This is a genomic window from Clostridium sp. C1 (assembly GCF_018223625.1).
GTDB lineage: Bacteria > Bacillota_I > Bacilli_A > Erysipelotrichales > Coprobacillaceae > Allocoprobacillus.
Genome location: NZ_CP073631.1, coordinates 547,675 through 567,634, shown reverse-complemented (window position 1 = coordinate 567,634; position 19,960 = coordinate 547,675). Strand labels below are relative to the sequence as shown.

Sequence of the window (19,960 nt, the reverse complement as noted above, 5' to 3'; positions counted from 1 at the left end):
CATGGAGGACTCATTATGAAAAAAGTCATTCAATCCAATCTTGTTTTAATCTTATTTTATATTGTTTATCTATTTCTTGTTTATTTACTTTTTATGGATTATTTTACGACGATTTTAATAATTCACTTGATTTTTATTTTTATCGCTTTAACACCGATTGGTGAGGGTATTATGCGTATGTTAAATCATACTAAAAAGATTGTTTTAAAAGAAGATCAAGAATATCTTTTTCCATTATTTGAAGAAGTTTATGAACAGGCAAAAGAAGAAAATCCTCGTTTAAGTTCAAACATTAAATTGTTTATGAATGAAGACCCTATGCCAAATGCATTTGCTTGTGCAAGTAATACCATTTGTGTGACAAAAGGAGCTATTCAAACATTTTCAAGAGAAGAATTACAAGGAATCTTAGCTCATGAGTTTGGTCATATTTCAAATGGTGACACGAAGATTACCATGATATTCTGCATTGGAAATGTTTTATTTATGGTCTTTGCCTTTATTCTTCATTTGATTTATATTTTTCTGTATGCGATATTAAGAAGTCGCATGGGAGATTCTTTCTTATTAAAAATCATGAATGGAATCAAGAATTTATTCAAACGATTAGGCAACTTTATTGTGAGTGCGATTTTCTCATTAAACAGTAGAAACTGTGAGAAACAAGCTGATTATTTTGCTCATACCATTGGTTTTGGTTCAGAACTAAAGGAATCTTTATTTCTTTTAAAACAAATTGATACAAGTGGTGATTTAACGATTATGGAGCGTATTTATGCGACACACCCTGATCTTGATACTAGAATTGCACGTTTAGAACAAATGGAATAAATTGAAAAAACAAGTAATCAATCAATGACTACTTGTTTTTCTTTTAAATTTGTATTATATCTTGCACTTTTTGATAATCCTTTATACAGAAAAACTCACCTTTTAAATAGTATAAATCTATTTTCCCACCATCATCACCATGTTCTTTTAACTTTTGTTTAAATTTAAATGATTTAACATTAAATAATTTCTCAGTAAAACTCTGAGTAAACGTTGGTTTTATAAGTACTCTCTTCGTATAAAAATATCTTTCAATTTTTCCAATTTGGTTATATACTTTTTCACCCTCACGAGCTTCTTCTCTAATCACTTCTATTGAACTAGCCCAAAATCTATTTTTAATTTGAACAACAATATAATCTTTTGTTATATAATATTTTAACCTTCTAACAGATTTATACGAATCAAGACAACTAGCTAATATTAATAATGGTGCGATAAACCAAAAAGCTTCACGTCCTGTTGAAATTATAAAAATGAAAAATATAATACTAAATATAATCCATATCTTAGAACTTTGTATAACATAACAAAGTTTATTTGGCTTTCTATACCATACTATTTCATTATCACTTGGTTTTTCTATTTCAAATATTTCTCTTTGTTCTTCAGTTAACATTTCTCACATCCTTATTCTAATTTTAATATTTAATAACTATTCACTAATAACTAATTTTTGAGCGTCTTCATACCAAAGATATATCGTTGCATTACCTGAATTAATTGTGTATTCATCAGTACAACATTCATTTAACGTAGTCCAATAATTTTGATTATTAGTTATATCTTCTATTTTTGTTATAACCTCTGATCCATTGTGCTTATTCCAATAATAATCCACTTTTTTTCTTGTTCCTGATAAATTATTTCCGACAAATCCGTATGTTATATTTGTTGTTCTATTTCCAAAATATTGATTATCTAGAGATACAATGCTACCTGCAGATAATTCGATTTTTTTAAGTGGATCATGATTTAATTCAGTCACCTTAAAGAATTTATAAAAATCATCTTCTTCAAACGCATACATTTCTGATTGTCCTGAAATAAGTTTAATATCTATAAAATCTCCTGATTCCATTATTCGCATTGACATGGTATTTGCAAAACTTTTATCATTTAAAACTGAACCACTCATTCCACTATTTGAATAGTAATATTCCGTACTACAATCAGTTAAATATTCTATGTTTAACATAGCGTCATTAATACATTCGACTCGATAAGATTTTCCTAATTGTAATTCAACTTTTTCCATACTTACATCTTCATCACCTGTATCACCTGGGTCTTCATCAATTTCAGTTAGGAATATATCTAAAAATATTTCTTTTCCACTTGATACTTCTACCGTTTCTTTATATGTTTCATATCCAGTAGCTGAAACAATCACAGTGTATGTACCACTTTTTAATTTTTGACTAGTAAAAGCACCCGCCTCACTCGTATTTAGTTCGCTCATAATATTATTTGCTTCGTTATATATTTGAACACTAGCATTTGCGATAGGACTGTGTGGTGATTTAGCATTTTTAACTAAACCTTTGATGTTGTTGCGATTTCTAGTACATTCGGGTACATAACCATTTTCTTCAAAGTGCATGTTTCTTTTAAATGGTGATTTGTTCTCATCAAATATAGCTGTATTAAATTTTATATTAATCATATCAGGACCGATTTGTACTCCCATTGTCCAATATACATATAAATTTGCATTTACACAATATTCTAAAGGATCAGCTTTTATATTTGATATACCTGCATTAGCAGCCATTCCTACTTCTGTATTAGTTTTTGTTAAATCAAATCCCATAAGTTTTAAAGAAGCACTTGGTTTGATTCCTAATTTTGTTTCAGCATTAATGTTAAGATCATTTGTTGTAGTATTAAGGTATCCAATATTTCTTATATTTCCTGATTTATATTGGAAAGCTAAATTTGCGTCAGCTTGTACACTTAATTTAACAGTTCCACTAATAGAAGTAACTAGGTACACATCAATTGAACCATAAACCCCATATGGTGTAGGAACAATTACTTGTCCTAGTTTTTTGTTAATATCTTCTTTATCTTTCCAAATAGATGTTTTATCATCAGCATTTGTACTTTCTATTTCTATAGAGGCTTTAGAATCTAGCAAAAATTCAAATTGTGCTTCTTTAACACCAATAGGTATTCCCCATAATTTTTGTAAATCAAACTTGTATTTCATTTCTTTAAAATTCAAAGATACTTTTCCTGATAAAGAACTTGTTTTATTTTTCCCCTTTATTTGAAATTGTGCTGTTATAGAATCATCAAGAGGAATCTTATTCAATTTTGCTTTTGATCTTGATTTTGTTCTAGAAAGACTTTCTATTGTTACATCATCTTCAGGAATAAATGTGGCATTTTGATTACCAACTACACCCTCTACTTGTATATCATTAACAACTTGCTCAATAGGTGGCTCAGTATAATGAATTGTATATTCATTATTTGTATTTTCTATTTTATCAACTTGAATAGCAATATTTTCTGCAATGTTATTTGGATTATTTAATATAACAACTTCACCAGTTTTTATATTAGATAATTGATTATCATTTGAAGTAATAATCTTTTGATTTTCGTTTAAATTAAAATCTAAAGTATATTGTTTTACACTTTCGTTATACTCAATTTCATTTTTGGCAGAAGAATTAATTTCAAGTGAATTATTAAACTCTTTAATTTTAGCAATAATAATATCTATCTCATTATTAGATACATACTGATTTGGTTTGAAATCATTATTTACTAGTTTGAACATTCCATAATGAACCATTAATTTATCAATATCAGGATATACTAAATTATCATAATCATTACATTCAACAGATGTATTGTACGTATAGAAACCTAATGCTTTTATGGTTGAATAAGCTACAAATTCCCTAGTAGCGTATTTATTTGGTTCGAATAATATCTTGTTATTTTTATCAGCTTTTAGATCTACTAATCCATATTGAATAGCAGTTTCAATCTTATCAGGATTTTTTGACTTTTCAAAATCATCAAAACTATAGGAATCAAATTTTGCTTCATATCCCATAAGATCAATCAGTTTTACAATCCATTCTTCTCTTGTAATTTCTCCACGATCAACAATTTGTCCATTTTCAATTGTGTATGTGATTTTTAAGTTTAAAGAATATGTAGTATCATTAAATTGAATACTTTGCTTGGATTCAAAAGTTTTTAATTCTTTATAGGTACTTTCAGCTTTTACCACTCCTATACTAAATGCACTAAAAGTTATGCTTGAGACTAAAGCAATAATTAACATTTTTTTACATCTTTTATCTTTTTTGATAACAAAAATAATAGTTAAACTAACTCCTAATAAGACGACAAACAAACCAATTATACTTTGATCTGATGTTTCAACTTTTGAACTTGTATCATGATTCGTTGATGTAGTCTGTTTATCTGAATTGCTTGATACTGTTATATTACTGTGATTATTAGTGTCGTCAGTATTATCAGGTAATACAGTTGTTTGTTTTCCCTCTTTCTCAACAACAATTTTGTATTCTTTTATTTCATCTGCTTTTAATGTTGGAATACTTATGTTTTGTTGTTCAACTAGGGAAATTTCTTTTGGTAATGATACTTCTATATTAATATTTTCCATATCATAACCATTTGTGTTGTGTACTGCGATAAAAACAGTTGCTTTTTCTCCCTCCTTATAATTGTCTTGATCCGTCTTTGTTTTTACAACCAATCCGTCTTGCGAAGAATCAGTGGCAAACACATTTGCCATATTCATTGGTACAATCAATGAAATCAAGGCAAAAACAAAAAATAATTTTGTTATAATTCTTTTCATGATGATATCCTCCCTGTCGAATATAGAATAAAAACAAAATAGATTGGTATACTAATAAAAAGTATGGGAACTTATTTCGTAGAATATTTAATTCTATGAAATAAGCATGTTTTTCAATATAAAATGAATTTTGACCATTTTTGTGACCCTTTATAAATTTGATAGTAATTCCATTTGTTCCTTTTTATGAAGATCGGTAGAATGAACATATATTCCCATTGTAGTTGCTATGTTTGAATGTCCTAATATTTCACTTAAGGTTTTCATATCCATTCCTAATTCTATACATCGAGTTGCAAAAGTGTGTCTTAATCCATGAAATGAAATTTGTGTAATATTTAATCTTTTTATAATTTTGTTAAATTGATATTGAATGGTTCGTGGTTCTGCAAGACTATTGTTTACACTAAAAATATATTTTTTATTTGTTAATGATAATAAATATCGTTCTAAAATTGAACGTATAACAGAAGAAATCGGAATTTGCCTGATTGAATTTTTTGTTTTTGGTTTTGTAATAACTAAGGATGTTTTTTCATTATTATTTGTATCATGGTTTTGAATCCTCTGTACTGTTTTATTAACAGAAATATAATGATTTTCAAGATCAATATCATTTTTAGTAAGAGCGCATAATTCTCCTAATCTTAAACCCGTATATAAACATAATATGATTGCGATAGATATCATATCGTTTCTATTTTTTATATATGATTCTAATATTTTTTGCTCTTCTCTTGTTAGAATATGAATTTTTTTTACTTCATTTTTTGGTAATTCTACTTTTAAAGGAGTGTAGACAACATAATCATTCTTTTGTGCATAAGAAAGTACAGATTTAATAATGTATACTATTTCTCTGATTGTGTTAGACGATAAAGTTTGACTTGTTTTGGTACTTTCTCTTTTCATAAGATAACTGATATAATTTTGTATATATTGATTTGTGATTTCATCTAAATTAATCTTATAAAAATAATTACAAATATAACTTTTATATAAATTCATATATTTATTATATGTTGAAATCTTTACAAACGTTTTTTTATATTCAATCCATTTATCAAAAACATCATTGAAACTCTTTGTGACAAAACTTTTTTCTTTTCTAGTTAATATATAATTGTTTTTTTTCATTTTAGCTTCTCTATAAGTTTTTCCATAAAACGATCTATATATATTTTTTCCATTAACATTTTCTCTAATAACTCTAGCTTCCCAACGCCCATCCTTTCTTTTATGAATATTTTCTCCACGTCTACTCATAAAATTTTGACCCCTTTCTTGACCATAATTAGATTTTATAATAGCTAAAAATTACAAAAAATTAGCTAAAAGTGTAAACTAGGTGTAAACTATTCGACATAAAATTCGACATAAAATTGAAAAATAGCTAAAAAAATGAGATAATATATTAGGTTACTACAATAAAAAGTATTTCATAGAATTAAATATTCTGCGAAATAAGTACTTATTATTCTAATATAATATATGAGATATTTATGATTAAATGATTTATTGTCATATTTTCAAAATAAAATCATATTCTTTACCAACCAATGATTGGAGGAAAGAATATGAAATATATATGTGAGATTGAATGTAAGAGTATTATTCTGGATCAAGAAAAAACATGGGAAGCACACTTAAAAACTTTTATTGATTACGGTTCTTATTATGAGGCAATCATTGAAGCAAGAGGAAGTTCTCTCACAATTCTTGTTGGAAGAACAGAACATTATAATTGGATTGCCATTCCATGTTTAGATGTAGCCACTACACTTGCAAGTTTTGACGATCTTTTTTGGAATGAAGAACGATTGAGTAATTTGATTAACCCCGTTGATTCTGCAAGTATTGTATGTACAATTTCTTTTATTAATCAATACAAAGACTTATTAAAATCAAAGATATTAACAAAATAAAAAGTTCAAGGAAATTGGAATAAATGCGTAAGCGTTTATGCCGAGAAATACTTGAACTTTTTTTATTTAAAATATACTAGCTATCCAACAAAAGGAACTTTTAAGAAAGTCCTTTTGTTGTTACTAACCCTACTTGTAGTCTTTATTGATTTACATATCATACATATATAGTAGAGGTGATTCCATGAGTAGAAGAAGTACCCCTTTAAAAGCTATTAGTATTAATAAACCAAGTAAGAAAGACGCAAAAAAGAGGATTCAAGAACTCAGTGAGTATTTATCTAAACAATGGTATACTCCTATTGAAAAACAATCACGCAAATGATTGTTTTTCCCTTTAAAATCAAGTGATTACAAAACATTATACCTTTTGCCATTTGGTGGTCCTAATGGTGAACTTGCTGCTTCAACACGTTACATTACACAACGTTATACAATGCCTGATGAAAAAGGAAAAGCATTATTAACCGATATTGGTACTGAAGAACTTGGGCATATGGAAATGGTATCAACAATGGTTTATCAATTAACACAGGGAGCAACAATGGAAGAAATTAAAGCTGCTGGTTTACAAAGTTATTATACTGAACATGGCTGTGCTTTATTCCCTAATGATGCCAATGGTGTTCCATTTAATGCTATGGTCTTTGCATCAACTGGTGATCCTGTTGCTGATTTAGCGGAAGATTGTGCCGCTGAACAAAAAGCCAGAGCCGTTTATGAAAACTTGATGAACCAAACACGTGATCCTGATTTACTTGCTCCATTATCTTTCTTACGACAACGTGAAATTGTTCATTATGAAAGATTTAGAGAACTTTATGAAGAATATGTTCAAAAATATTATCAACCTGATTTTCCTTCAAAATGTTAAAAACCCGAAAAATTCGGGTTTTTACTTTGCTGAAGCATAAGCAATAAATAATCCAATAAGTGCAACAATTGTTGTAAACAAATCACCGACAATCAAACTACGCACACTCATGACAAAAATATCTAAAAAAGAAGTCAACGGTAGACTCACACCTAATTCATGCAATGGAAGATAAATCATAGTCATTTCACCTATAACATAACAAAATACAGTTAAAATGACACTTAATATAGCCATTTGTGATGAATGAATTTGAGAAATTTTTGTCACTGCACTTGAAACAACAATAGCACATACCACATAAAAGAGCGATGAAGTGATATGCAAAGAGTGAATAACAATTCCTAAAACAACCCCAGCCGCAATTGCTGTCAATAGTCCAATCCCAATAACTTTACTCCACTGTGTACTGTCAAGAAATTGATCATTATTAGAACGAAAATACTTTTTTGCTTCCTGTCTTTCTTTATATTCTTTATATTTATCTTGAAATGACATAAAACCCTCCTGTTAATGTATAAGATGTTTTTGATGTTTGATCATCAATAAAATATATGTACAAACAAAACCACCAATAAGTCCAGCTAAATGCCCAGAAAGTGAAATAGATGGTATAATAAAAGAAATTATAAGCATTAAAATAATATTAGGTGCCAACTGCTTAAAAATATCCATATAAATATATTTATAGCGCAGTGCCAATGCTCCTAAAGCACCAATTAATCCAAAAATCACACCACTGATACCTCCACTTACAACATTTGCGCCATAACCAGTGATGAGATAAAATAAATAAGGTAAACCTGTTGTTGTCAAAGCACTAACTAAAATCAAAATCAAATATTTTTTTAAACCCAATGATTTTTCAATAAACAATCCCAGTCCATATAATGAATAACAGTTCACTGCTAAATGAAGAATGCCAAAATGAATAAAGTTTGCGGACAACAAGCGATAATATTCATGCGATAGCTGTATATAAACTGGATTAAATCCACCAAAATACAATCCTTCTAATGCATTCATTTCTTCACCAAACCAAACAAAACTCATTGCATAAACCAATATACATAAACATATTAACGAAATGGTAATAGGAAAACTTTTATATTTCCATAGAAAACGATTTAACATACTATTCATCTAAAAACTCATAGATAGACATCTGATCTATCAGAATTTCTTCTGCCTCCTTTACAACTTCATTCTTTTCAATAATCTGATCAAGTGTTAATAATGATAAAATATCATCATAACTTATTTTAATAGCTCCCATTTCCAATAAACGAATATTTCCACCATAACGACTATCATCTAAAACCATTTGTTTTGTCCAATGATAATGGAAATTTTGAATCGTTGTAAACCAGACAGCCCCACTATTAATATGTGTCGCTGTAATAATTTGAACATCACTCAAACCACACACATAAATATTACGATCCAAAGCATTCGTTACATTAAAATATGCAAATGGATCAACAGCACTCAACAACAATAAACGTCCTTCTTTAATATGTTTTGAATAAGACTTTTTCTTATCAAACATATGATCACTTACAAAACATATAGCTTGACCACCTAAATTTAAAAATGTTTTTAAAGCATAGGCATCTGTCCCCTTTGTCCCATTAGCAACCAGAACTTTTTCTTCATCATAAATCTTTGTCACAATATTCTTTGTATAAGTATTTAATCTTTTTTCAAGTTCCTGTGGTCCTACAACAGATACCATATGATTTTCTGTAATGGATAAATCACCAACATAATAAAGATATAAAGGTGCTCTTTTTTTGAGTTTAGATGTTAATATTTTAGGATAATTATCTTCATATTTCGTTGTGAGAGATATACCTTCATTTTCTAAATTCGCTAAAGCAAAAAGAAGATCATTAATTGTCGTTAAACGTGCTATCATTTTATAGGCAATGTATTCTTCTATTCCCAATATATCAATCAATGTATCTTTATTCATACCAAATAATTTAGATGGCGTTTTTCTTGATGAACTTTTTAATTTTCGTTCAACAGTCAGCCATTCATCCTGTGTTAAAGCAGCAGTATTATCTACAACTAAATCTCCACAAAATAAAAGAACAGCTAAGCTATCTAAATTCAACTGTATTTTCATAAAACCACCTGCACTTTGAAAATATTATACCATAGTTAAACACATCCGTCGATAAAAAAAGGTATGATAATCAATCATACCTTTTATAAGAAAATTATTCAATTCCCATTTTTTCTTTAACAGCAGCTTGTGCAGCAGCTAAACGTGCTAATGGTACACGGAATGGAGAACATGAAACATAAGTTAATCCTAATTTATGACAGAATTCAACTGTACTTGCTTCTCCACCATGTTCACCACAGATTCCAAGTTTGATATCTGGGCGTGTTTTCTTACCTTTTTCAATAGCAATTCTCATCAATTCACCAACACCTTCTTGGTCAACTTTAGCGAATGGATCAGATTCAAAGATTTGTTTACTATAGTAATCACCTAAGAATTTAGCAGCATCATCACGGCTGAATCCATAAGTCATCTGAGTTAAGTCATTTGTACCAAAGCTAAAGAATTCAGCTTCTTCAGCAATCTTATCAGCAGTTAAAGCAGCTCTTGGAATTTCAATCATAGTACCAACTTTATATGGTAATTCTACACCTGCTTCAGCGATAATCTTATCTGCCGTATCACAAACAACTTTCTTAACATATTTTAATTCATGAACATCTCCAACAAGAGGAATCATGATTTCAGGAACAACATTTTGCCCTTCTCTATTGACTGCAATAGCAGCTTCAATAACAGCTCTTGTTTGCATTTCAGCAATTTCTGGATAAGTCACAGCCAAACGACAACCTCTGTGTCCCATCATTGGGTTGAATTCTTTTAATGATTCAACACGTGCTTTTAAAGCTTCAAAAGTCATTCCTAAGCTTTCAGCAAGTGGTCTGATTTCTTCATCAGTATGAGGTAAGAATTCATGTAAAGGTGGATCCAAGAAACGAATAGTTACTGGATAAATTTCCATAGCTTTAAATAATTCTTTAAAGTCACTTCTTTGATAAGGTAAAATCTTTTCAAGTGCTTCTCGTCTTGCTTCTTCAGTTTCAGCAGTAATCATACGTCTAAAATTGAAAATTCTTTCTTCTTCAAAGAACATATGTTCTGTTCTACAAAGACCAATACCTTCTGCACCAAATTTACGAGCTTGTAAAGCATCTCTAGGTGTATCAGCATTTGTACGAACTTGTAATTTACGTACTTCGTCAGCCCATTCCATGAATGTTTCGAAATCACCACTAATTTCTGGTTCAACAGTTTTAATTTGTTCACCATAAACATTACCAGTGCTTCCATCTAATGACATATAGTCACCTTCATGATATTGTTTTCCATCTGGTGTCGTTAAGATTTTGTTTTCTTCATCAATCTTTAATGAACCGCATCCACATACACAGCAAGTTCCCATACCTCTGGCAACAACAGCAGCATGTGATGTCATACCACCACGAATTGTTAAAATACCATGAGCAATATTCATACCTTCAATATCTTCAGGTGATGTTTCAAGACGAACTAATAAGATATCTTGAACACCATTTTTTGATGCTTCAATAACATCTTCAGCAGTAAAGTAAATACGTCCTGTTGCTGCACCTGGAGAAGCAGCTAAACCAGTAGCTACAACATGTGCACAACGTAATGATACATCATCAAAGTTTGGATGTAATAATTGATCTAATTGTTTTGGTTCAACTTTTAATAAAGCTTCTTCTTTAGTAATCATACCTTCATTGACAAGATCAACCGCAATCTTTAATGCAGCAGCTGCTGTTCTTTTTCCATTACGTGTTTGAAGCATGAATAATTTACCATCTTCAATTGTAAATTCCATATCTTGCATATCTTTGTAATGATCTTCAAGAATTTTATTGATTTTTACGAATTGATCATAACATTCTGGCATAACTTCTTTTAAAGTATCAATTGTTTGAGGTGTACGAATACCAGCAACAACGTCTTCACCTTGAGCGTTCATCAAGTATTCACCATATAATTTCTTTTCTCCTGTAGCAGGGTTTCTTGTAAAGGCAACACCTGTACCAGAAGTTTCACCACGGTTACCATAAACCATTTCTTGAACGTTTACAGCTGTTCCCCAGCTTCCTGGGATATCATTTAAACGTCTATAAGTAATTGCACGATCATTATTCCATGATCTAAATACAGCTTTGATAGCTTCCATCATTTGTACTTTTGGGTCTTGAGGGAAATCTACCCCAGCATGTTTTTTGTATTCATTTTTATAGATTTCAACAACTTCTTTTAAATCATCCGCTGTTAAATCTGTATCAAATTCAACACCTTTTTCTTCTTTGACTTTATCAAACATATGTTCAAATGAGCTTTTTGGGAATCCCATAACAACATCAGCAAACATTTGAATAAAACGACGATAGCTATCATAAACAAAACGAGGATTTTGAGTCGCTTCAGTAAATCCTTTAGCCACTTCATCGTTCATTCCTAAATTTAAAACTGTATCCATCATACCAGGCATAGAAGCTCTTGCTCCAGAACGTACAGAAACAAGTAATGGATTATGTGCATCTCCCATTGTTTTTCCTGTAATTTTTTCTAGTTCAGCAAGTTTTTCATAAACTTGGTCTTCGATTTCTTTAGTAATCACTTTCCCGTCTTCATAATATTTAGTGCAGGCTTCTGTTGTCACAGTAAATCCTTGAGGTACAGGCAAACCAATATTTGTCATTTCTGCTAAGTTAGCACCTTTACCACCAAGTAAGTTACGCATGTCTTTATTTCCTTCACTAAATAAGTAGACATATTTTTTCATATAACTTCCTCCTTTGTTACTACTTTTCATATTATACACTATGTGAGTGCTTACATTCAACAAAAAAATGAGCGAATTTTAAAAAAGTGGAGAATCCAATTTTTAGGTTTCTCCACTCTATCATAAATTCATTTGAACTCATCATTCTTTTTTATTCTTCCTGTGCCAATTCCAGACGTACACGTCTTCCTTTTATTTTTTGATTATAACAATAATCTAATACCTTTTGAGAAGCTTCAGGCGTTAAATTGACAAAACTGAATTTCCTTTTAATTGTAATCTCACCTATATCTTTTTTAGAGATTTGGGCATAACGCAAAAAGAAATCAATAATATCCTTAACATTAACCTTATCCATTGAACCTACACTCATAAAAAGACGTTGCTCATTTTTATGTATATCCTTAATATCCTGATAATTATAACCCACACGTTTTGAATAACACATTGCCAGCAATGCAGCCATTACATCATTTCTCATATGTGCAGGAATATCTTTCACAATTTTCTTGAACGGTTCCAAATTTCCTTTGAGAACAGTATCCTGAACATCAAACAAAAGTTCTTTGATTTTCTGATCAAAAATATCTTCAATCGCCGGTATCTCTAATTTTTCAATATGACTGTTTGTATGTTTTTCAATGGCTTTTAAGAAATTCTTTTCACGAGCTGTCACAATAGAATAAGCTTCACCCTTTTTGTTTGCACGTCCAGTTCTTCCAATACGATGAATATAAAGTTCTTCCTCTTGAGGCAATTCATAATTAATCACATGTGATATATTATCCACATCAATTCCTCTTGCAGCTACATCTGTCGCAACCAGATATTGAATCTGCCCATTTTTAAATCTTCTTAATGTATTCATTCTTTGATTCTGTGATAAATCACCATGCATCGCTTCTACATTATAATGTTTTTGTTGCATAGCAGCAACAACTTCATCAACTGAACGTTTTGTTTTACAAAAGATAATGGCATTATCCATTTCACGAGAATCTAAAATACGGCATAACACTTCAAAACGACGATTTAATTTTGTTTCAAAATAATATTGTGAAACAGTTGAGGCTGTCATTGTCTTGGCTTTTATCTGAATATGCTGATAGTCTTCTTTCATGTAGAAACTTGCGATTTTTTTAATATCACTTGGCATCGTTGCTGAAAACAATACGGTATGTCTTTGTTCTGGAACAGTCTGCAAGATTGTTTCAATATCATCAATGAATCCCATATTTAACATTTCATCTGCTTCATCCAAAACAAGCCAGTTGACATGATCTAAACGTAACGCTTTACGACGCATCAAATCCAGCACACGACCCGGTGTTCCCACAACGATGTCCGCTCCTTTTTTTAAAGCACGAATCTGTTTTTCAATTTCACTTCCACCATAAACACTCACAATTGATAAACGTGTATATTTACCAATACGTCTTAATTCTTCGTCAATCTGTAAGGCCAATTCACGTGTTGGCGATAAAATTAACGCCTGAACACCTTGTTGACTTTTTTCAATACATGAAAGCAAAACACTACCAAAAGCCAATGTTTTTCCTGTTCCTGTTTGTGCCTGTCCAATGATATCTTTTCCTTCTAATAAAACAGGTATGGCTTTTTCTTGAATCGGTGAAGGCATCACATATCCCATCATTTCAATTCCCTGTAAAACCAGTTTTGATAATCCTAAATCATAAAAAGTTTTTTGTTGCATATAAACCTCTCTTTCATCTACTCTTACACATTCACCTTCATCCGACAAAATCAAGGTCAATGTCATTCAAAAGAAAAGTCAGGAAAAGATTTTCCCGACCGACTTTCCTAATGGATAATATCATACTCTTTACGAAAACTCAACTCTTTCTTGTATTTTTTTGATGTTGTAAAATATATGGTCTAACTTGTGCCAGAAAATAAAGAGAACCTGTAATAAAGACAACACCTTGATGCAAAAAAGCTTCATCAATCGCTTGATGCCAATCTTTTTGAATTTTAACCGGAAAATCCTCAGCTAGTTTTTCAACCGTCTGCGCACGATAAAAGTCAAATTCACAAACAGTAATATCATTGGTCAACTTAAGCAAACATTCCATCATAGCATGAGTATCTTTATCTTTTAAAGCACTAAAAATAATTTTAATATTTTTGTACTTACAGGCTGATTGATAAAAAGCTTCCATTCCTTCTAGATTATGAGCACCATCAATAATCATCAACGGATGATGACTCACAATTTCAAAGCGTCCTGCCCAGGCAGCTTCTTTTAAACCATCTAACAACTGTTTATCATCAAAAGCCAAATAACCATATTCTTTTAAATATAATAAGATTTCAATTGCTAAAGCACTATTTTGACATTGATAAATGGCACTTGTCTGTAAAGTGATATGATATTGACGATAATCATATGTCAGATATTCTCCATTATCTTGAATATTTTGAATATCCTGTACTTGAATCAATGGACTATGATGCAACTGGCAGATTTCTTTAAAAACATCCAAACAGTCTTGTTTTTTTTCACCTGTAATATAAGGAATCCCCTCTTTAACAATCCCTGCTTTTGTACGAGCAATTTTTTCATAAGTATCACCAAGATATTCAATATGATCCAAACCAATATTTGTATTGGCACAAATCATAGGATAGATGATGTTTGTTGCATCCAATTCGCCACCAAGCCCAACTTCAAAAATCGCAAAATCTACACGATGTCTTATAAAAAACATAATCGCAATAAAAACTTCTATTTCAAACATGGACAATTCATACTGCAACCATAAATCCATATATCTATTCGCATAAATCATCATTTCATCTTCTTGAATATGCTGATTATTAATACGCATAATTTCCAATCTTGTCACAAGTACCGGAGATGTAAAAGTTGCAACCTTATATCCTGCCTTTTGTAATACTGAACGAATATAATTTGTTGTGGACCCCTTCCCATTTGTTCCACCTATATGAATAAATTTTAATAATGTTTGAGGATTACCTATATCTTTCATAAAGCGTTTAAAATTATCTAAAGCGTAAACACGTTGTTTTTGGCTGGCAATAAAATCATGAACCTGCCCATAAGAAGTAAAACGCTTATGAACAAAGTGATGATAAATCCATCGCTTTAAATCTATTTGTTTTTGAAATCCCAAATCTTCATAGACATCATCCCATTGTGTTGAAAATGATACGTATAAATCATCCTGCGTTAATGTCAGACTCATACGAATTAACTTTGAAGCAATCTCTTTTTGATGATCATTTTTTTCAACCCAAAGATAAGCAATCTCTTGAAAATGTGAGATCCCAATAGCCCCAATCAAATCATTTTCAAATGCCCCAATAAAAAATAGATTTTTCTGATAAGAATCCAATAACAAATCTAATGCAATTTGATCATCTATTCCTTTTATAGCTTCTTTAATTTCATGTCCTCTTAATATCCTTAATTCCACTTTATACTCCTTTACAAATAAAAAACAGCCAAAGCTGTTTTTTAAATTTTTTCAAAACGATCAACGTCTACAACAAAAACAGTTGCTCCACCAACAAGTACATCTACCATGATTGGTGTAAAGAATTCTCCCATTTCAGTAGGTGGAACTGTTGGTTCTTTTTCCACACGTTTTCTTGCATGAGCTTTAATAATCTCAAGTGCTGGATCTACCTTATCATCATTTGTTCCAATAAAGAAAGTTGTATTCCCTTTCTTTAAAAAACCACCAGATGTCGCTAACTTTGTTACAAAGAAACCACCTTCAGTTAATGCTGTTTGAACTGAATTACTATCATCATTATTTACAATTGCAATTATGAGTTTCATAGTCTTGCTCCTTTCTTTCTTCTATCTTATCACTTTTTTGAGATAAGTACAATTTTTTTAATTGTCTTCTCGCATTTCTCATATTTTTTCAAAATATATAAACAAAAGTCATTAATAATCAAATATCAGTTAAAAAAGTTTATTTCTTTTTAAACTTTCACATTCTACTTATCACATGCTTTTCTTTTTTAGATATTTTATAGTATAATACGCATGGTGATTTGATGCAAAAGAATATACAAAACAATTTAATAACATGGTACAACAAAAACCATCGGCATTTCCCTTGGCGTGAAACAAAGAATCCTTATTATATCTGGATTAGTGAGATTATGTTACAGCAAACAACAACCGAAGCTGTGATTCCATATTATACACGCTTTATTGAAACATTTGATACAATAGATAAACTTGCGAAGGCATCACTGGAAGATGTCTATAAATTATGGGAAGGACTTGGTTATTATCGTCGTGCTAAGCATATTCATGAAACAGCACAATTCATTTGCGAAAACTTTCATGGACAATTTCCTACAACCTATAAAGATATTTTAAATTTAAAAGGAATTGGGCCTTATACTGCTGGTGCGATCTGTTCTATTGCTTATGGCATGTCTACACCAGCCATTGATGGCAACGTTTTAAGAATCATCTCACGATTATATGCCTTAAAAGACAACATAGCTTTAGCAAAAACACAAAAAAAGATTGCACAGATTGTTAGTGAATTACTAATAGGATATGATGCTTCAGCTTTTAATCAGGGATTAATGGATTTAGGGGCAACAATTTGTCGTCCTCTTAATCCTCAATGCCAAAATTGTCCCATTGTTTCTTTTTGTAAAGCAAAGGAAATAGGACAACAAAAAGTATTACCCATCTCTATCAAAAATATAAAACATAAAGAACTGAATTACATAACAGGAATTATCACTTATCAAGATCAATATCTTATGATTCAAAATCCAGCTGGATTATTGGAAAATTTATATGGCTTTATTCAATATGAATTAGAAAGCCCTTATCGCTTCATGGAAGAATTTGAAAAACAATATCATCTTCCTTTATCACTGGTTTCCTATCATGGACAAGTGAAGCATGTTTTTACCCATCGTACTTGGCATATGCATATTTATCATTTTAGTATTTCTCATCTGTGCAATATGAAATTATATCATTTAGAGGACATTTCTTTACTTCCTGTTTCTACTGCCCATTTGAAAGTTTTAAAACATTATCTTAAACAAAAATAAAAGTGGTCTCTTTTGATCACTTTTTATTATATGTGTTTATACTATTGAAAAGGACTATATCTTCATATTAAAAATATATCTGTTTTTATAAAATATCAATATTATAAAGATATAAGCCAATCAAAGACCCAATTAACGCTCCAACAAGAAGTGCTTTATAATGGATTTGTCTTGATTAATTTCTCATCAGTCATTTTCTCCTTTTTTATAACTGTTAAAACACCGACAATCAGCATCACTATTTTTAGATTTTATATCTTATCATTACATCAAAATATTATTTTTATAGTTTTCTTTGTAAATAAATCATATCTTTCAACTGTACTCCCATTTCGAATATTGGATGATCATAATAATCAATAAAAAAATTTTCAATCTTATGTGAATACATAAAACCACATTTTTTATAAAACGGAATTGTCAAAGGACTATCGCCAGTTCCCACCTGTAATAAAGAATACTTTTCTTTATTTTTTTCAGCGATATAATCAATCAAAAATTTACCATACCCTAATCCTTGATATTTTGGCAATATAGCAAGATTTTTTATTTCAAGTATTCCATGACCAACATCAACAACAACACATTCTCCTTTGACACAATGGTCCTCTAACACATACATTATTCCTTGATCAATATAACGATCAATCATATCTTCTTGTTCATCTGCCAACAACAATAAAGATAAATACTGTTTTTTATGATCATGGACTTCTCTTATTATCATTATATTCTTCTCCTCTATGAAACTTATAAAGATGAATAACTTTAAAAATGCTTATACTTCATCATAAATGCATATATATTTTTATAGTGACTTACAATCTCAACCATAATTTCTTCTATGAATATTAACGATCGGAATCAAATCTTCATCATCAAACAAATTCAACAAAGTTTCAGCATTATGTTTTTGTTTAAATTCTAATTCTTCTTGATAAAGAGGAAACAACTGATAAAAATTAATTTTGCCCTTTGATTTCATTCTTAAATCCAAGTTTTCACCTTGATTATCTAATGCATCAACTAACATCATGCAGCAAAATTGTGTGTTATTTGCATAAGGCGTATTTTCTTCATCTGAAGAAATAGTATGTCCATAACCTAACCATGTATGACATTCTATAGGTAAACGTGCTAAAATTTTTAATTGTCTTATAGGCCAATAATCTTCTTCTTGGCTGGAATTAATATTCCATGTTGATGGGAGATATAGTACCAGTTCTGCTCTTTCTAACTCATATTCTCTCCACTTATCAGGTACATTCATTCGATAAGCTCCCATACCCATTGTAATTAATTTATAATAAGGTTGTTCATTTGTGGGAGGGACAATAATTATATCTAAATGAATATCAGTAGATACAATCTCATGAAACACTTCTTGGTAGTTACCAAATGTTTCTTCAATATATTTTTCATATTCATCCAGTTCTTTATCCGTATACAAATACATATGATCTGTTTTTTTCTTTTTTAACTTATCTATTAATCCCATATTGTGTCATCTCCTTCATAGTGACCTGTCACTTCTAAAATGTTACCATCTGGATCAATCACATCAAAATAATAATAAGGCATATGTACATTCACATACATTATTTGAGAAACTTCTCCAATTCCTAATGACTTTATTCTTTGATATTCACTTTTTAAATCATTAACTTCAAAATTAAAAACGACAATATTATTCTTTTTATACTTATCTTCATTAAAAAAATTATCAATATAAGCTTGATTAAAATGAATATCATGAGATTCTTTGATAAGTTCCTCATCATATTTCCTATTATAAAGTGCCAATAAATTGCCACAGTCAAAAACAATCCATCTGTTATCATTTTGATATAAAGGTTCTTTTTGTAAAAAGAACTTATAAAATTGTAACGATTTTTTAACATCTTTCACACAGATATAAGTTGTTGATAATCTCATAAACATCCCTTCTATTCACTATTATTCTTTTTTTACATAAAATTTTTGATAGATTTATTTTGTATAATTCTTTTCAATCTCGTTAGAGAAATCCTTTTTTCCCATCCATCCTTATTACTTCCAGTTTCATATGATATTGCTGGAAGATGAGGATAATATTCTAAAGATTTATGATGTTTCATTTTCCATGCTCTTTTAGGAACATACAGAAGGGATTCAAATTCCTTTGTCCATAAATCTTTATTTTTTCCTTGTTTTACATTTATATAGTATTTTTCACCATTTATTAGAGCAACACAACGAGAATATAGGAAAGTATCAGCATTATGATGATAATATTTCTTACCTATCTTGAAATTTTGAAGGGTATCTAATTGATACAACAAATCTGTCATTATATCCTCAAACATAAAAATTTCATCGTCTTCTTGTTGAGATAAAAATTTTATTAAAGGTGCTAAAACTTTTTCATCATTCCCTTGTTTAGACCAAGCACATTTTGTCATAATGATATCAAAAAAATCATGTTTATTCACTATACCCACTTCCTTTCTTTTCTTACTAACCTACTAACATATTCTTTTTATGTTTATAAAGTATT

At 30.0% G+C, this 19,960-nt stretch carries 19 protein-coding genes; 5 read left to right on the top strand and 14 right to left on the bottom strand.

Annotated features, from left to right (window positions below):
* The first annotated feature begins 15 nt into the window (after positions 1 to 15).
* On the top strand, positions 16 to 831 hold the full coding sequence (locus tag KEC48_RS02920) for a M48 family metalloprotease (protein WP_211964281.1): 816 nt from the start codon (positions 16 to 18) through the stop codon (positions 829 to 831).
* 43 nt (positions 832 to 874) lie between these two features.
* On the opposite strand, the gene KEC48_RS02915 is transcribed toward KEC48_RS02920, so the two are convergent.
* The 3 genes from KEC48_RS02915 to KEC48_RS02905 all read right to left on the bottom strand — a co-directional run bounded on the left by KEC48_RS02915 (position 875) and on the right by KEC48_RS02905 (position 5,950).
* Positions 875 to 1,450: a hypothetical protein gene (locus KEC48_RS02915; RefSeq protein ID WP_211964276.1), complete on the bottom strand. Its 576-nt coding sequence runs from the start codon at positions 1,448 to 1,450 to the stop codon at positions 875 to 877.
* 36 nt (positions 1,451 to 1,486) lie between these two features.
* On the bottom strand, positions 1,487 to 4,684 hold the full coding sequence (locus tag KEC48_RS02910) for a carboxypeptidase-like regulatory domain-containing protein (RefSeq protein ID WP_211964275.1): 3,198 nt from the start codon (positions 4,682 to 4,684) through the stop codon (positions 1,487 to 1,489).
* 150 nt (positions 4,685 to 4,834) lie between these two features.
* Positions 4,835 to 5,950 (bottom strand): site-specific integrase, encoded by a 1,116-nt coding sequence (locus tag KEC48_RS02905; protein WP_211964272.1) that lies wholly within the window; start codon positions 5,948 to 5,950, stop codon positions 4,835 to 4,837.
* A 311-nt stretch (positions 5,951 to 6,261) separates the two neighbouring features.
* Between KEC48_RS02905 and KEC48_RS02900 the strand changes: the two genes are divergently transcribed.
* From KEC48_RS02900 to KEC48_RS02890, 3 genes are all read left to right on the top strand, one after another.
* Complete coding sequence (locus KEC48_RS02900; RefSeq protein ID WP_211964270.1) at positions 6,262 to 6,609, top strand: hypothetical protein; 348 nt, start codon at positions 6,262 to 6,264, stop codon at positions 6,607 to 6,609.
* Between the two features lie 184 nt (positions 6,610 to 6,793).
* Positions 6,794 to 6,934: a hypothetical protein gene (locus KEC48_RS02895; RefSeq protein WP_211964268.1), complete on the top strand. Its 141-nt coding sequence runs from the start codon at positions 6,794 to 6,796 to the stop codon at positions 6,932 to 6,934.
* A 45-nt stretch (positions 6,935 to 6,979) separates the two neighbouring features.
* Positions 6,980 to 7,483, top strand: coding sequence for a manganese catalase family protein (locus KEC48_RS02890; protein ID WP_283092208.1), 504 nt, complete (start codon positions 6,980 to 6,982; stop codon positions 7,481 to 7,483).
* 21 nt (positions 7,484 to 7,504) lie between these two features.
* On the opposite strand, the gene KEC48_RS02885 is transcribed toward KEC48_RS02890, so the two are convergent.
* The 7 genes from KEC48_RS02885 to KEC48_RS02855 all read right to left on the bottom strand — a co-directional run bounded on the left by KEC48_RS02885 (position 7,505) and on the right by KEC48_RS02855 (position 16,171).
* The gene (locus KEC48_RS02885; protein WP_087357505.1) at positions 7,505 to 7,981 is read right to left on the bottom strand and encodes a hypothetical protein; all 477 of its coding nucleotides are present in this window, start codon (positions 7,979 to 7,981) and stop codon (positions 7,505 to 7,507) included.
* 12 nt (positions 7,982 to 7,993) lie between these two features.
* The gene (locus KEC48_RS02880) at positions 7,994 to 8,626 is read right to left on the bottom strand and encodes a rhomboid family intramembrane serine protease (RefSeq protein WP_211964264.1); all 633 of its coding nucleotides are present in this window, start codon (positions 8,624 to 8,626) and stop codon (positions 7,994 to 7,996) included.
* Positions 8,619 to 9,614, bottom strand: coding sequence for a DNA-processing protein DprA (locus KEC48_RS02875; RefSeq protein WP_205088818.1), 996 nt, complete (start codon positions 9,612 to 9,614; stop codon positions 8,619 to 8,621). The genes KEC48_RS02880 and KEC48_RS02875 overlap by 8 nt, the downstream gene beginning before the upstream one ends.
* A gap of 94 nt (positions 9,615 to 9,708) precedes the next feature.
* On the bottom strand, positions 9,709 to 12,345 hold the full coding sequence (ppdK, locus tag KEC48_RS02870) for a pyruvate, phosphate dikinase (RefSeq protein ID WP_211964263.1): 2,637 nt from the start codon (positions 12,343 to 12,345) through the stop codon (positions 9,709 to 9,711).
* A 151-nt stretch (positions 12,346 to 12,496) separates the two neighbouring features.
* Positions 12,497 to 14,059, bottom strand: coding sequence for a DEAD/DEAH box helicase (locus KEC48_RS02865; RefSeq protein WP_211964260.1), 1,563 nt, complete (start codon positions 14,057 to 14,059; stop codon positions 12,497 to 12,499).
* Between the two features lie 139 nt (positions 14,060 to 14,198).
* The gene (locus tag KEC48_RS02860; RefSeq protein ID WP_211964257.1) at positions 14,199 to 15,803 is read right to left on the bottom strand and encodes a folylpolyglutamate synthase/dihydrofolate synthase family protein; all 1,605 of its coding nucleotides are present in this window, start codon (positions 15,801 to 15,803) and stop codon (positions 14,199 to 14,201) included.
* Between the two features lie 41 nt (positions 15,804 to 15,844).
* Complete coding sequence (locus KEC48_RS02855; RefSeq protein ID WP_087357510.1) at positions 15,845 to 16,171, bottom strand: cyclic-di-AMP receptor; 327 nt, start codon at positions 16,169 to 16,171, stop codon at positions 15,845 to 15,847.
* A 224-nt stretch (positions 16,172 to 16,395) separates the two neighbouring features.
* Between KEC48_RS02855 and mutY the strand changes: the two genes are divergently transcribed.
* Positions 16,396 to 17,424, top strand: a complete 1,029-nt coding sequence (gene mutY, locus KEC48_RS02850) for an A/G-specific adenine glycosylase (RefSeq protein ID WP_211964255.1) — start codon at positions 16,396 to 16,398, stop codon at positions 17,422 to 17,424.
* Positions 17,425 to 17,707: 283 nt separating this feature from the next.
* Here the strand turns inward: mutY and KEC48_RS02845 are convergent, their stop codons facing one another.
* The 4 genes from KEC48_RS02845 to KEC48_RS02830 all read right to left on the bottom strand — a co-directional run bounded on the left by KEC48_RS02845 (position 17,708) and on the right by KEC48_RS02830 (position 19,895).
* Positions 17,708 to 18,151, bottom strand: a complete 444-nt coding sequence (locus KEC48_RS02845) for a GNAT family N-acetyltransferase (RefSeq protein WP_211964252.1) — start codon at positions 18,149 to 18,151, stop codon at positions 17,708 to 17,710.
* 99 nt (positions 18,152 to 18,250) lie between these two features.
* Positions 18,251 to 18,922 (bottom strand): suppressor of fused domain protein, encoded by a 672-nt coding sequence (locus KEC48_RS02840; RefSeq protein ID WP_211964250.1) that lies wholly within the window; start codon positions 18,920 to 18,922, stop codon positions 18,251 to 18,253.
* Positions 18,913 to 19,359 carry a VOC family protein gene (locus tag KEC48_RS02835; protein ID WP_211964249.1) on the bottom strand — a complete coding sequence of 149 codons (447 nt, stop codon included), beginning with the start codon at positions 19,357 to 19,359 and terminating at the stop codon, positions 18,913 to 18,915. Before KEC48_RS02835 ends, KEC48_RS02840 begins: the two co-directional genes overlap by 10 nt.
* A gap of 32 nt (positions 19,360 to 19,391) precedes the next feature.
* Entirely contained in the window at positions 19,392 to 19,895 is a 504-nt protein-coding gene (locus tag KEC48_RS02830; RefSeq protein WP_211964248.1) for a DUF4240 domain-containing protein, read from the bottom strand.
* Positions 19,896 to 19,960 lie beyond the last annotated feature (65 nt).